We start from the raw sequence: 14,885 nt of genomic DNA on the forward strand, positions 1-14,885 counted from the left end.
ACCGGGGACAGCTTATTGGTATACATTTTATTAGCTCAAATTCTATACACAGGTTATTTCTATCCTACTCGACATGAATGAATTCCTTTTACGCAATCCTCTTCCCTTGGATAGATTTCACTTGTTTTAGCCTAACTTCATCGTTGTAATGCACGTATCATTGTTCTCATATGTAGATAATTGGGTCTCGGCAACTCTTCCATCATGCACTACACGAATCAGATAAGTTCTGTCCCTGGGCAACCACAGATCCATAAATCCGTTTTCACCAGACTTTATCGCTTCTTCTTTCATTAAGGTATTACCCTCGGAATCATGAATCGTTACATCGAACTCCTCGTTTCTCATTTCCCCCTGGCAACCGGTCAAGCTATGAATTGCACAGGGATGGGTCTGTTCCACGTAAGGTGCAATAGAAAGAAAAAACTCATTTTCAGGTAAATTATATGTTGTCGTATGTTTATCCTGTCCTGTGACTATTAAGTGTGTGGCATTAATGGAAGCAGATTCCGGTTTCTCTTTACCTGTGCTGATCTCCTCTACCAAATTTCTGATGTTGGGTGCATTGATTGGATCCGCTTCTTCCCTTCCCGTATTACTTACCAACAGATAGGTTCCTATTACAATCACAACGACAAAACTTGCAATGATCCACATTTGTTTTCTCATCTGAGCCCATCTCCTCTTCCGTTTTCATTAAGTATAATGAAGAACGAACTAATATGGACTTATATAGCAAACAATTCACCAGATTATCACATTATTGGTACAATCTTTTGCTTCATAATGGATTGGTTCAAATGATAAGCCGGGTTTGGAAACGCAGAGAGCAGCGGTGAAGTCTATGAACTTCATCGTCCCGCCACTCTCTAGTTCCTGCTAGTTCAGACTATATTACTTGATAAATAGACTTATTGACTGGATAAAAGACATAAACTTTTATTTTTATGCTGACATAGACTATATTGAGAATCGCAATTAAGGAGTCAGTTTTAGAATGGTCACAGTGGTATTCAGATTGTTATGCAACTGTGCAGGAGTTGCATTCGCATTAACCAACTGGATCGTCGTCGGAACCGTTGTGACTGTAATAATAACTTCAGCAGATATCGGTCCTCCTCCATCACCAGTGAAAGGCACAGGTGTTATGGGCGTCCCATTTACCGTGAGGTTGAAATCTGCATTGCCCTGATTATGAATGGTAAAAGTGATCAAGTAACTTCCTGTTTCATTGATTGTTATCGTCGAGGATGGCGGTACGAAAGTGAATGCACCTCCAACATTAGCCAGAACCCCGGTTAAAGTTATTGCTGAGTTGCCAGGTACTGTGTCTGTGCCTGTGCCAGGATCTGCTCGGAAAACACTCAGAAAATCGGAGATTCCAGCCCCAGCTGGACCGGCTGGTCCTGTTGCTCCTGGTGCACCCGCTGGGCCAACAGGGCCTGCTGGGCCTACCGGGCCTATTGGTCCTGCAGGACCCACTGCTCCGACCGCGCCCGCTGGACCCACTGGTCCTTGTGGACCTGGAATCCCTTGAGCGCCGGTCTCCCCTTTTGGACCTACCGGTCCTACTGGCCCTGGAATCCCTTGAGCACCTGTCGCCCCTTTTGGACCTATCGGTCCTACTGGTCCAGGTATCCCTTGAACGCCTTGCGGTGCATTAACAACAACTTTAGGTTTAACCTTTACCACCTTAACCTTAACAGCACAATGCAAGCCTTTTTTAAATTTACGTCTACAAATGCGTTTTCCATGATGATTTAACAATGAACTCACCTCCGTGATATTTCTCCACATACTATGTGTATTAATCACGAGGGGCATAGACTATTAACTATAAATCAGAAAATTATAGTGCCCAATATGACAAAAACGGTCTATGCATCCAGTCTATAACATGAATGCATAGACCAATTTTCAATATAAAATGCAGATAAAATAATCAAAAAAGTAGGTTCACATTCTTTATAACGGGACAAGCATAACAGTGTAGACATGGTTACTTCACCACTAAAAAAAGCCGTTCGAACACACGAGATAACTCGAGGTTAGACAGGCTTTTGTTATACTTTTCCCTCGCACAAGGTTCTTCTTCTTCATTAACAATAGGGCTTTGCTCTTCTCATAGAAGCGGGCATTATGAGAAGATACACCCGCCATATCGGAAGCAGCAGGTTCCAGCTCCGAATATGCCTGGAATGTTGGTACGCACTCGCTGATCAACGGAAACTCCGTAATCTTCCCCCTCCAGCCCCCACTGAACAAGATTGCCAAAATCACGATCATAGCCATGACTGACGACGACTTTATCTACTTCAACTTGTGTGATCTCTCCAGTCTCTATGTGGGAGAGTTCCACTTTGTCACCTGTACCGCATAATCGAGAAATGCTGTATGGTGTCATGATGTTGGCTTGAGCTCTCATCTGTGCAACAGGCGACTCGTGTCCGGTAAATTCATGACGGATCCTATCGGACCAACACCGGATACAAATTCACTTGTCTTCAGCGGGAAGACATGATTATTCTTCACAGCCTCCAGATTCTCCCACACCTGGCTTGCTTTCAGATCTTTCATAGATTTCTTCGTGTCATAACCTACCAGGGTTCTGTCTTCCAGGAAAATATAGTCTGGATTCATCTCCGGCAAGAATTCCAGGGAGAACTGGCTGAACCAATCTGTAGAATCTTTGATGGCTTCCGGACTATTCAGACCCAGCGTATCATAGAAAAAGACACTGCTGCTTCCTCCTTTTGGACCCATGAAACGGTAACGATTGTGCTCTACCCAGAGGATCAATACGGTTATGTCTTCAAGAGCTGCTGCAATTTTCTCTTTCGCTTGTGTGGCTTTCTCGTCGAATTCAGCCAGTACTTCGGCAGTTTCCCCGGTCTTGTCGAATATAACACCCAGCTTCGGCATAGCACGCTTCATTTCACTGTTGGCATCCGGTGCCACCGTTGGCGCAATTTTGGATAACTCGTCATATACCCTGCTCCATACCCTCACCTGCTGTAAGGATCATATCCGGTGACAATGCAAGCAACTGCTCATAGTTATATTGATATTGCTCTACTTCTATAATCTGGACTACGTGTTCTTTCAAATATTCAGGATGGTATTCCGCCTCGACTTCCGGAGTTAACAAAACAATGTCTGGTGTTACACCGATCTCAATCAAATACTCGGCATAGATCGAATCGAACACAACAAGGTTTTGAGGATGGGTAGGAACCGTCACCTCTCCAAACTGATCCTTTACCACTTTAGTCACACTGGCATTCGCTGTTTCTTCCGTTGTATCCGTTGTTCCCTCCGTCTGAGCCCCTGCTGTTCCTGCTCTAACACTTTCTTCCTTGGTTCCGCCTGAACATGCCGCCAGCAAGATACTAATTGCTAATAGCATGATGCCCAAACCTTTAAATCTTCGTGACATGATATACTTCGCCCTTGTATTTGTTGATAATGATAATTATTATCAAATAAGAAGTGTCGCTTCCATAGCATATCGTGCGCATTCAATTGGATTATTGTGCTCTACTATGAACAAGTTCCGTAAGATTACGAATGATCTGATTGAGAATCAGAGTATGTCCCGTCATTCCATGACCGTCCACCCAGAGATGGGTATCAACGTAATACACCCGATTGTTTTTTACAGCCTTCAGATCGTTCCATTGTGGATTCTCCAATAGCTTTCTCATATTCTCTTCAGCACTGAAGTGCTGCATGATCCGTTTCTCCAAAAAAAGTTAATCTGGATTGGCCTGTGCCAGCAGGTCAAGTGAACATGGATTAAACCAGGCTGTGCATGATTGCAGCACTTGCGGGAGTGCTAATCCAAGCTGTTCATATATTAGTCGAGATACTCCGTCTGAATGCCTCCCCCAGGTAACGATAACCAAATGCTTCTACCCTCAGCAGCATGACTGTGGAAGCGGATTGTATGAGGTGTTGCAACTGTTGCTGTGCTACGCTGACCTCTTGTTTCATCAGCTGATGCAGTCTATGGGCCTCTTCTTCTTTGAGGAACCAGGCTGCCAAAGTTGTCCTCCTTATCTTACGACAAGGAGTCTTTCTCTTGAAGATGTTTTGATTTGTCTCACGTTTCGGGGTCAGTTCCTTCAGCATTTTAAAATAGATCCTTTTTTTCCTTTATTTTGACCTTATTTGACTTTCTTACTTTTTCTAATCTCATGCCGAATGAAAGGATTCTGATACAGCGATGTTGTTAGTAGAGATGTAACCACAGCAGAATAACTAAACTACGATTCTCAACAAAAAAAGGCTTTCAACTCAGATCCTATAAGTTTGGCATTTAGTTTTTTCGTATGCCCGAGCCCTTTCTTACTTCGTAGCTCTGCATTTGGGAGTATTCTTGCAAGTGCCTGTGCCCCGTTGCGTAGTGCAGAAGGACTTTCGACGCCCTCCAAAACGAGAGATGGTTGGGAAACCCCTTTTCCCAGATGAGCGGGTAAAGCCCTGCCAGACATATAACCTTGCATCAGTCGAGCATCGTACGGAAGCGTATGGGCAACAGACATAAGATTAGCCCACACGCCAGGCATAAGACGCATCATGGATACGATGAAGGCAGGAGCACCCATGCCTTGCGTCATAAAGTATTTGATGGCTTCTGCCCGTTTTCCTTCTGCGATTAATCGAGTCACCTGATCCAGAAAATCCGCAGGTGGTATACGATCAGACGCTTTTACGATGAAAGGAGGCTCATGCAGAGCTAATTTGGTGATATTAGCACCATTCTCCGCAGCTTTCATGGCCAGAACCGCCCCGGATGATAGCCCCCATACGTACGCTTTCCCTCCGGCTTCTTCAATAAGGGCCTCTAGATCCTGAATTTCTCTCTCTATGGAGTACTGTTCTCCGTCTCCGCTGTCCCCTCTGCCACGCCGATCGTAATTATATACCGTGAACTGATCGGACAATTCCTTGGCCAACTGAATCTGACCAGGGAATTTGCGGTAGCTGAAAGCTCCTGCCACGAGAATCAGCGCTGGTCCTTGCCCCATTTTGTCATATGCAATTTTGGTCCCATCTCTGGAAATGATCATATTCATGTTAAATCTCCTTTAACATTAAAATTTGAGGTTATGCCAACATGCAATTTTTGGCGTCAATACTTACACGACGAACAAGATTTATCGAAATCGACATCATTAAAAACTTTTTTATCTCCCCTGTTCCGTTGCTATCCACAACAATGAAAAAGCCGCCAATCCAGTTGGCAGCTCTGTAAATGTTTTATTTCAACGTCGAAGCAGCCTGACTCAACAAGGAAGTTAATAATTCCTTGCTCCATTCTTGTTCCTGACGCAATTTCATTGTTTTTCGTTCCGCTGGTCCATCGAAACCTTCAGGGTATGTCAGTGCTGTGGCATTAAAAATGGTGAAACTCACTGCATCCTTCGAAGTGGATATGTCGGCAGCATATTTCCCGTTTTTCAGAAAATGGGGCTTCTTATATTGTATCCGCTCCTGCGCATCAGGAATGACGGAATGTACAAGTTCCCGTAGTTCGTTACATACCTGGCTTTGCCACGGTTCTTTCAATGATTCGATGTATTCTGTAACTTCATGGTTCATCGTGATATTCTCCTTTGTAGACACGTTAATGTTGTTCAATTACAGGCCCAATTGATTTTTCAACTCGGGTCCGTGAAATGTCCGTTTGCATCTTGCAGCCCGTTTAAGCAACAACACCCGTTCCTGATCATTTTGTGTAATTGAGGCTGCGTATTGATATGCCTGATAAGCCTCGTTGTTTCGTCCGAGCTTTTCAAGGAAATCCCCTTTCACGCTGGGCAACAAGTGATACTCTTGCATCGCCTTTATCGTTTCCAATTGCTCTACAATCTGGAGGCCATATTCCACACCGAACGCCATAGCGATAGCTACCGCCCTGTTTAACTCAACGACCGGCGAGGGAAGAACCCTAGACAACGCTTCATACAACGGGGCAATCTTAATCCAGTCGGTGTCCTCAGCAGTGCGGGCCTCTGCATGGCATGCAGAAATGGAAGCCTGCAACGTATAAGGACCAAATGGGAGACCGAAAGATTTCGCACGTTCAAGCGCTGTCATCCCTCGACGAATTAATAGATGGTCCCATAATCCACGATTTTGGTCCTGCAAAAGGATCGGCTCACCTGAGGAATGAACTCGGGTTCTAAAACGGGATGATTGGAGTTCCATTAATGCGACCAATCCATGTATCTCCGGTTCCTCCTTTGTAAGCTCTTCCAAGATTCGCCCCATCCTCAGCGCTTCTTGACATAATAGCGGACGTATCCAGGAAGTACCCGTAGTTGCGGTATATCCTTCATTGAATAAAAGATAGATCACTTCCATTACGGTTTCGAGGCGTTCCTTGAGTTCGCTTCCTTCCGGGATCTGAAACTCTGCTCTGGCATCGCGCAATGTCCGTTTTGCACGCACAATCCGTTGGGCGATGGTCGGTTCGGCAGCCAACAAGGCGCGAGCAATCTCATCTGTCGTCAATCCGCAGAGTAAACGAAGCGTTAACGAGAGGCGAGCTTCTCGAGATAATATCGGATGACACGTCATGAAGATCAACCGGAGAAGATCATCCCCTACTGCTCCGTCCGATGCACCACTCCACTCTGGTTGTTCATCAAACATATCGAAGCTGCGGCCAACCTCCTCATATTTTTGCTGTTGTACCTTGGTTCTTCGCATCATGTCGATGGCACGTCTTTTGGCTGATGCCATCAGCCAAGCACCGGGATTATCGGGAATGCCTATTTCTGGCCACTTTTGAAGCGCAGTGAGCATCACGTCTTGGGCAAGATCTTCAGCGAGCCCGATATCTCGCACCATTCGGGTTAATACCGCAATGATCATCGGTGATTCCATTCGCCAGATTGCATCGACTTTGCGATAGACATGACTATCCATCATGGTTGATTTCGTTGTTTCAATTCTTCACTCAGTGCTTTGTGGGCAGCTAGCATCTTGACATCATCCGTCAGTTCAGTTCCTTCGAATACCTGCCTTAACTCAATCTGTCCCTCTCCCCAACGTTCGGGGCTGGGTGGGTTCCCAGCCTCAGAATCCTCTGTTGCTTTGACAATCATCATAAACTTCATAGGTTCATCTCCTCCTCTTTATAGATGCGGTATGATTCATTTTCTCAGCCTCTCAACATGACGACGAATGCCAAACATCAAAATCGACAAACAAAATTGAATATTTCAAAAAAAATTGATAGCCTGCTCCAGGACAAGCATTAGACACCAGGATTTACTTGAATAATTCTTCAAACAAGTCCTTTTCACCTCTATGCTTTGTAGTCACATTGCTAGGGCTAATATCAAATCGACCCCTTTACGATTGAGCGCTCGTAAGTATAGATCAACGTCTAATCGGAAATGACAAAAAGTTCTTGTCCTCAGCTTGGGATAAGAACTTGGTTTCTTAAAATAAAGAAAAGCTGCTATAATAGCGCCTTTCGTTGGTATTCCTTATTGTCGTGTATTCAGTAATAGTAAATATCTGTACCTAACCTTCAGCACTACCAAAAGATAATTGTCTGCAGGTAACCTCTATGCGACCCATTGCAGGTCGGTTACGCAGCAGTTAGTTCACCAAAGTAATGTCGATTTTTTTCTAAGCGTAACAAAACCGTTGCTGACGTAAGAATGAAAATAACAGCGTTACATCAAAGGGGGAAGTCCCTTGCTTTTTAAAAGCAGACTGCTCCCTGCTGGACGAAATTAATGTTGCAGTTCACTGAGATAAGCAGTTGATTATTGGGATTAGTTTAAAACAGTTATCAAAGAAGAGATGTCCCCCTATCTCTTGCCTATCCGTCTGGCGCATACGGCCGCCGGACGGATAGTGCCTGATTCCTTTTCCTTGCTCATTCCACAATTTTCGGCCCTGTTCGCCTGTCGGCGGTGAGTACAATGTCCCCGTAACAAATAATTGTACCGCAGAAATATCGAGCGCGGCCTCTATTTGATATTGGCAGTATTTATTGAAAAACACTGCGTTTCTTTCCCTCTATGCAATCTTCGTAATAACAAGGTGCGCGGAAACTGGTCTAGTTCCTCCAGCTAATGGAGTGATCGTCAGTGCCGCGGCATTGCCAGCAGGATTTCGCACTGTGAGTACTGAATTAATGACCGTTGTTTGCACAAGAGCCATTCCTACTATTTGAGAAGTACCTGTTGCACGCCCGACCACCGTATAAGCCAGGTCAGCGCCGTTGAGTGTTAAAATGAGTTGACCCGGTTCGTTTACACCTACCTGAAACAAAACCTGATAAGTGCCAATTGTAGCCAAGTTAAAAGAACTCGCATTTATACGGGTAATTGCAGTCCCACTGATTGGACCATCTTGTGGAAAGCTTACGTCCGTGTCGGGAGCGACAGTTGCTGCATTATCAGGAGGCATTAAGGCAAAAAAATCTGCAAAGCCCAATACTCCACCTGCCGGCCCTGCGGGGCCCGCTGGTCCTGTTGCTCCTGCTGGTCCTGTTAGTCCTGCTGGTCCTGCTGGTCCCGCCAATCCAGCTGCGCCAATTGCTCCAGCAATCCCCGCAAGTCCCTGGGGTCCAAGTGCTCCTGCAAGTCCTTCGGGACCAAGTGCACCTATCGCTCCTGCAATCCCAGCAAGTCCTTGGGGTCCAAGTGCTCCTGCAAGCCCTTCGGGACCAAGTGCGCCTATCGCTCCTGCAATCCCGGCAAGTCCTTGGGGTCCAAGTGCGCCTGCAAGTCCTTCGGGACCAAGTGCGCCTATCGCTCCTGCAATCCCGGCAAGTCCTCGGGGTCCAAGTGCGCCTGCAAGTCCTTGAGGTCCAGCTTCTGCAATTGCTCCCGCAAGCCCTTGAAGTAATTGCTGACCTGTAGGTGGGGGACATGGTACCCGCACTATTTTTTTAATAACTATAGGACGTCGTTTCTTTTTTTTCCCTTTTGGATGGCAAACAATTGTGGTTTTCTTTTTGCACGATTTTTTTTTATCTGGACAACTCAACAACGACACCTCCCTATATAGATGGTTCAGTGTACGTGAGTTGTATATTTTAGGCATGGACGAATAGCCGGTTATTCGCTAGACTAAAAACCATTTTTAGAATATTGGGTGTTTGGTAGGGTGATGTTATACCACAATCCACCGCACGACTTCATCACTTGAAGCATGATGTTAACAGCCAACTTGTTTAAGAATGAATCACCATAAGGAAAATCAGAGCCCATAAAGTTTTCTCTGGAACTTCTTTTACAGCCAAATGAGTCCCTTAATAGCCCGTTGGCTTCTTTAATGATCGAACATTTCGCTTCAACTGTGAACACTTAAGTTAACCATTCACTTGGGTGGGATTTGATCGTCACTAATGTGCTATTCTGGATAGGACTAGATAGTGTAGCGAAACTAGAGGAGGCAAGATATCGATGAAATCCAAACGAGCGATGATCGATCGAAGAAACGCCGAGCGTCGGACTCGCCGGGAACAGAAAAGGAACCCACCCGGACCTTTCTCCAAGCTGTTTGACTGGGGATGGAAGACGATATATGTCTTGTTCTTTTTATCTCTTGCTGTCGTTGCCTTCTGCCACTGGTTTTTGCGCACGGGCTCTGGTCCGGGAGGTACAAGCCTCATTGCTTACACTGCTGAACGAATGGCTACCTTCATGCTTTTTGTAATGTTGGCTACCGCCTGCGTAGTCGGTATACGAGCTATGATGAAGTCAACAGGCCACTCTTCCAGCGGTGACTATCAACACCCGAACGGAAAACGGTTGCTCCTGTTGAAGATCATTTTGTTTCTGTTCTTTGCAATCGTTTTTGCCGTCTCAGCCCTGATCTGCTGGGCGCAGTTGAAAGCTTTAGCGGAGGTATTGAGGTTCCTTCTGTCTTAGGATGATAGCAAGAAATAAAGCTGCACATACAGCGCAAAACCATATTGGATGAACGACGTAATCACGCTAAGGGCAATGTCCGGATTACGAGGCACTACAAATGGTCCTATAGGAACCCCAAGTACTAGCGAACTATTAAGTCCCATCAAAATGATACCGATCGCATTGCTCCTCAGGGGGCTATTTGTTCGAGTATTAATGATAAACCACAAAAAAGGACGGGAGAGTGCCTCTCCTGTCCTCTTTATCTTCAATTTATACGAAAACATTCTTTATGAAATCATTCTGTAAGTTCATCATTCCCAGAAGAACCGACCTGCAAACACTTTTTCTGTCAACAGTTGGTACGTTTCTTCAGGCAATTCCTTTTTCATCTTCGCCTTCACGGCTTCTTTGCCCTGATTATATTGTGTGGACATGCCAATCTCTGCCGCTCTGTCGCTTGCATCCAGGCGCATGATTGGTGTTTCAGCCTCTTTTGCCCAAGCTGTCCATGCCGCTAGATCAGAGGCCCCCCCCGTACTCGGGTTGCCTGTGTACAGGAATTGCTTAAGATATGCTGCCATTGCGGCAGACAACTGATCACGCCCAGGTTTGTTCGCATCGGTAAAGTAGCCTTCAGGGAAATAGGTAGCAATTCCGTCTGCGTGCCCTGTATAGAAGTCCATATCAGCGCCATGCGGAGCACCGATTAGTGTGAACAATCGCTCCGAGATAACCCCAGGTTGTACCCCCCATGCAAAACGATAGGCATATACCGGTGGCTGACCGGCTACACTCGTTAATCGCTCCGCGACGCGCTCTACATTAAAGCCCGCATATGCTTCGCTACCGTATTTCAGAGCAGCAGCATATTGCTCAGCCTTCTTCTGATCGGTAAACAGGGTTCCATCATTAATGGAAGGAGCGAAGTTAGGATCGCTGAAGGCAAATGCAGAGAATTCAGTGTCCAGGCTACCGAGCAATACTGGGACTTTCAAGTAATTCCCGTTGTCGATGGCGTCAAAACCTTCTTTTGGAATCACTGTGCCATCCCGAAACAGATGCGGGAATGGTTGCATACGAATGGCAGTTGCACCAAACGCTGTGACCAGCTTGTCTGCAGGCAGTGCACGCAAGTAGCTCTCCAGCTGTGCCTGAGATTGCTTACTAATCCATGTTCTCGCTTCTTCCTTGTTAGCTGCTTTCCCTTCTTGCACGATCAGGTTCATGAGCACATCCCCGGATTTTTGCTCACCTTCTTCTGGTGATGCTGTCGTCAATCCTCCGCTGAAAGCGATTGCCTTTTGATACAGCCCTTTGCTAAGGGGAGAGATAAGAGCTGCCAGCACATCACGTGCACCAGCAGATTGTCCTGCCAACGTAACATTACCCGTATCTCCACCAAAACCTTCGATGTTATCCTGCACCCACTCTAATGCACGGAACGCGTCCAGCAGGCCGTAGTTGCCAGAATCATCAAGCGCATTGCCTGTTTTCAGCGCATCATTCTGGAAGAAACCAAGTGCTCCCAGACGATAGTTCACGGAGATAATGATACTGTTCGTATTCCGTGCGAGCTGTTCCCCTTGGAAGTCCTTACCGGATCCGGTCATATTGCCGCCACCGTGTAAAAACACCATCACTGGTAGTTTCGTGCTTGTTGTATTTGGACGCCAGATGTTCAGATATAAAGAATCCTCACTGCCCACAGTAGTCTTACCGGAAATTTGCAGGCTGTTTGCCGCGAACTCTTTAGCTTCTCTTGTGCCTGTCCAGGCTTTCGGTTCTTGCGGCGCCTTCCAGCGCAGTTCACCTACTGGCGGTGCTGCATATGGAACACCAAGCCAGCCAAGCGTGCCATATTCATCATAGACTTTGCCATCGATGGCACCATATTTCGTTTGCTGTAATGTTTGAGGTTTAAACGCTCCGTCTTTCTTATGTTTTGACCAGATTTGTTCCAACGTACCCGTACCATTTTTGAGCTGAACTTGCAAAGCCTGTGCCGTGGCTTCAGCCATCAGACGGTTGGTCAATTGTGCTGTTCCTTTATCTTCAAGGGCTTTGATCCCTTGGCTTGCAGCATATGCGGAAGCTTCTCCTGCTTTGTAATCCGTGCCTGCTTCATAACCAAGAACTTTGAGCAGCAGCGCAGCATATTCCCCTGCCGTCAGTGGAGCGTTAGACTCAAAATGTTCTGTTTCCGTGATCACGCCAGCCAAATAAGGATGCTGTTTTAAATATCCAACGACAGGCTGCAATACTTTACCTGCCTGAGCGGCATCGGCATACGTTTCGGTTCCCTGATAGGCAAGTGCTTCTTTTTCCAGACCCGATAAACGCAAGTAAAGCACTGCGGCTTGAATGCGTGTTGCATGCTTGTTCAAATAAGCCGCATTTACACCTTGTCCATTCCCGCGAATAAGCTCTGCTTTGACCAGTTTTTCCATAGCCGGGGACAAAGATGATGATGTATTTCCTGCTGCATAGGCCGGCAAACCCGATACACACATGCTCAGAATCGCTGCTACTGCAATAGAACGTTTCATTTTTTTCATTGGTTACATCTCCTCGCTGTCTAGTCGTGTATGATGGGAATACAGATTAATCAGATCGCAACGATAAGCCAGGTACTTCAATGTTGGGATCATTATATTTCTTGATCATGGATGAATAGAAGAGCTGCCCTCCTTTCTGCTGACGTAAACTGCTCCAACCCTTGATAATGACATTCAGGCGGATTTTTCTATATAAAAAAACCTGAATCAAAGGCAAACAGACTCGGCTAAATAGCATGGTCTGTCGCCCTCAATTCAGGTTTTGCCTGCAACTACGTAACAACCCTGAGATCATGAGGTGTAGTATTATATTATGGTTACACTCTAGTAAAGACGCAATCAATCGTCTGATCAACCATCCAACGAATGAACTGGCACAGGTCTTGCCCTGATTAAGGTTACAATCCTGTTATTACCGTGATATTAGCATAGAATGTAAGCGCTAGCAATACCTTTTGTTATTCTATTTCACCCCTGCTTCAGCTTTGTCAATTCGTAGATTGGACTTGTGTTATGTTACGGCACTCATTTCAATCGTAATTTTTACACTTAGTTAACCCAATTCGAACCTTCTTTTAGCAATTGATGTATACACTTAGTTTTGAATACTAAATATACATATCAATTAGGAGGATGTTCATGTTAAATCGCTTCAATATCCGTGCAGCCAAAATGATGCTCGCGGTTACCACCATTGTTACCGCTACACTTGGAGGTAGCAGTGCAGCTCTGGCTGTAGAAGACGGTACCTCAACAACTTCTGGTTCACCTATCAAAAATGTGATCATTCTCATTCCTGACGGTATGGCTAACGATGCTACCGCACTGGCTAGATGGTACAAGGGCTCATCCCTGACCATTGATTCTATGGCAAGCGGTATGGTTCGTACACACTCTGCGGATGCTCCGATTGCGGACTCGGCTCCTGCAGGTACAGCCTTTGCGACAGGTCATAAGTCTCATACCGGGTTTGTCGGCGTATTGCCGGACAAGGCCACCATGCCTGGACAAAAAGCCATTGCCCCTGAAGATAAAAGAAAACCTGTCGCTTCGGTATTAGAAGCTTCCAAGCTTGCTGGCAAAGCAACAGGTATTGTGGCTACATCCGAAATTATGCATGCAACACCTGCTGATTTCTCAGCACATTATCCTGACCGTAAAAACTACGACGCACTCAGTAAACAACAAGTCTTCAATGGTATGGATGTAGTACTCGGCGGCGGTAGTAAATATCTGGAACCGGCAGGACGCAAAGATGGTGACAATCTCGTAGCCTCGATCAAAGCGCTCGGCTACGATTACGTAACCACTCCTGCTGCGATGAAAGCATCGACTTCGAACAAGCTGTGGGGCATGTTTGCTCCTACTAGCCTGTCCTATCATATGGATCGTGATCCAGCCAAGCAACCAAGTATTGCTCAGATGACATCCAAAGCAATCGAAGTTCTCTCCAAAGATGAGGATGGCTTCTTCCTGATGGTGGAAGGCAGCAAAGTGGACTGGGCTGCTCATGCCAATGATCCAATTGGTATTATTAGTGACGTGCTGGCTTTTGATGATGCCGTAAAAGTAGCAATGGATTTCGCCAAAGCCGATGGACAGACAGTGGTTGTTGCCGTATCTGATCATCAGAACGGCGGTCTTACCATCGGTAATGCAGCAACTACAGGAACTTATGATAAAGAGCCTTTGTCTACGTTTATCGGTCCTTTGAAAAAGGCCAAGCTGACAGGTGAAGGCGTGGAAGCGAAATTGAATGCTAAACGCACCAACATCAAAGCTGTAATGAAACAGTACTATGGTATTTCTGATCTGACTTCTGAAGAAGTCGCTGCGATCAAAGCGGCTGAGCCAGGCAGCTTGAACTATGTGGTTGGCCCAATGATTAGCAAACGCGCAGGCATCGGTTGGACGACCGGCGGACACACCGGTGGAGATGTTGTATTGTACACCTATGCACCAAACAATGATCGTCCATTCGGTGTCATTGACAACACAGATGTAGCCAAATACATGGCTCGTGTACTCGATCTGGATCTGGACAGCGTAAGCAAGCAGCTGTTTGTACCTGCCAAGAAGGCCTTTACAGCCAAAGGTGCAACATACAAACTGGATCTGACCGATGCTAAAAATCCAAAGATTCTCGTTACCAAGGACAGTACCAAACTTGAACTGCAAATTTATAAAAATACAGCACTTGTAAATGGCAAAAAAACTACACTTGAAGGCGTCATTGTATACAACGGCGTGGATACTTTTGTACCTCAAGGGGCTGTAGATTTGATTCAATAAGAGGAACCTTCTAAGAAAAATGAATATACTCAAAAAAGCTGCCGAGGCAATCTCGCAGCTTTTTTGAGTATATGAATATGCTTATCTTTGATCGACACCATCCGGGATACCCGTAATAGGATGAACTATATTCTCTTGAGGCATCGTT

The 14,885-nt window shown here is 45.8% G+C and carries 15 protein-coding genes; 2 read left to right on the top strand and 13 right to left on the bottom strand.

The features are described from left to right. Positions 1–126: 126 nt before the first annotated feature. The 12 genes from PQG66_RS11995 to PQG66_RS12050 all read right to left on the bottom strand — a co-directional run bounded on the left by PQG66_RS11995 (position 127) and on the right by PQG66_RS12050 (position 9,075). Positions 127–669 carry a CueP family metal-binding protein gene (locus PQG66_RS11995; protein WP_272037895.1) on the bottom strand — a complete coding sequence of 181 codons (543 nt, stop codon included), beginning with the start codon at positions 667–669 and terminating at the stop codon, positions 127–129. Positions 670–978: 309 nt separating this feature from the next. After that, complete coding sequence (locus PQG66_RS12000; protein ID WP_272037896.1) at positions 979–1,692, bottom strand: collagen-like protein; 714 nt, start codon at positions 1,690–1,692, stop codon at positions 979–981. 445 nt (positions 1,693–2,137) lie between these two features. Beyond that, entirely contained in the window at positions 2,138–2,425 is a 288-nt protein-coding gene (locus PQG66_RS12005) for an FAD-dependent oxidoreductase (RefSeq protein ID WP_272037897.1), read from the bottom strand. Then, positions 2,422–3,009 carry an ABC transporter substrate-binding protein gene (locus PQG66_RS12010; protein WP_272037898.1) on the bottom strand — a complete coding sequence of 196 codons (588 nt, stop codon included), beginning with the start codon at positions 3,007–3,009 and terminating at the stop codon, positions 2,422–2,424. Before PQG66_RS12010 ends, PQG66_RS12005 begins: the two co-directional genes overlap by 4 nt. Then, positions 2,984–3,436: a hypothetical protein gene (locus PQG66_RS12015; RefSeq protein WP_272037899.1), complete on the bottom strand. Its 453-nt coding sequence runs from the start codon at positions 3,434–3,436 to the stop codon at positions 2,984–2,986. The genes PQG66_RS12010 and PQG66_RS12015 overlap by 26 nt, the downstream gene beginning before the upstream one ends. A gap of 91 nt (positions 3,437–3,527) precedes the next feature. Continuing rightward, positions 3,528–3,704 carry a hypothetical protein gene (locus tag PQG66_RS12020; protein WP_272037900.1) on the bottom strand — a complete coding sequence of 59 codons (177 nt, stop codon included), beginning with the start codon at positions 3,702–3,704 and terminating at the stop codon, positions 3,528–3,530. Positions 3,705–3,849: 145 nt separating this feature from the next. Beyond that, positions 3,850–4,044, bottom strand: a complete 195-nt coding sequence (locus PQG66_RS12025) for a hypothetical protein (protein ID WP_272037901.1) — start codon at positions 4,042–4,044, stop codon at positions 3,850–3,852. A 230-nt stretch (positions 4,045–4,274) separates the two neighbouring features. Further along, on the bottom strand, positions 4,275–5,078 hold the full coding sequence (locus PQG66_RS12030; protein WP_272037902.1) for an alpha/beta fold hydrolase: 804 nt from the start codon (positions 5,076–5,078) through the stop codon (positions 4,275–4,277). Positions 5,079–5,262: 184 nt separating this feature from the next. Then, the gene (locus tag PQG66_RS12035) at positions 5,263–5,604 is read right to left on the bottom strand and encodes a DUF1801 domain-containing protein (RefSeq protein WP_272037903.1); all 342 of its coding nucleotides are present in this window, start codon (positions 5,602–5,604) and stop codon (positions 5,263–5,265) included. Between the two features lie 39 nt (positions 5,605–5,643). After that, positions 5,644–6,939, bottom strand: coding sequence for an RNA polymerase sigma factor (locus tag PQG66_RS12040; protein ID WP_272037904.1), 1,296 nt, complete (start codon positions 6,937–6,939; stop codon positions 5,644–5,646). After that, complete coding sequence (locus PQG66_RS12045; protein ID WP_272037905.1) at positions 6,936–7,127, bottom strand: hypothetical protein; 192 nt, start codon at positions 7,125–7,127, stop codon at positions 6,936–6,938. The genes PQG66_RS12040 and PQG66_RS12045 overlap by 4 nt, the downstream gene beginning before the upstream one ends. Positions 7,128–8,043: 916 nt before the next feature. Then, positions 8,044–9,075 (bottom strand): collagen-like protein, encoded by a 1,032-nt coding sequence (locus PQG66_RS12050; RefSeq protein WP_272037906.1) that lies wholly within the window; start codon positions 9,073–9,075, stop codon positions 8,044–8,046. 362 nt (positions 9,076–9,437) lie between these two features. Here PQG66_RS12050 and PQG66_RS12055 point away from each other — a divergent pair, with 362 nt between their 5' ends. Continuing rightward, positions 9,438–9,905, top strand: coding sequence for a hypothetical protein (locus PQG66_RS12055; protein WP_272037907.1), 468 nt, complete (start codon positions 9,438–9,440; stop codon positions 9,903–9,905). A gap of 296 nt (positions 9,906–10,201) precedes the next feature. Here PQG66_RS12055 and PQG66_RS12060 read toward each other — a convergent pair whose 3' ends face one another. Then, on the bottom strand, positions 10,202–12,445 hold the full coding sequence (locus PQG66_RS12060) for a carboxylesterase/lipase family protein (RefSeq protein ID WP_272037908.1): 2,244 nt from the start codon (positions 12,443–12,445) through the stop codon (positions 10,202–10,204). Positions 12,446–13,117: 672 nt separating this feature from the next. Here PQG66_RS12060 and PQG66_RS12065 point away from each other — a divergent pair. Continuing rightward, complete coding sequence (locus PQG66_RS12065) at positions 13,118–14,737, top strand: alkaline phosphatase (RefSeq protein WP_334220776.1); 1,620 nt, start codon at positions 13,118–13,120, stop codon at positions 14,735–14,737. Positions 14,738–14,885: the final 148 nt, after the last annotated feature.

The organism is Paenibacillus sp. JJ-100 (genome assembly GCF_948329825.1).
Taxonomy (GTDB): domain Bacteria; phylum Bacillota; class Bacilli; order Paenibacillales; family Paenibacillaceae; genus Paenibacillus.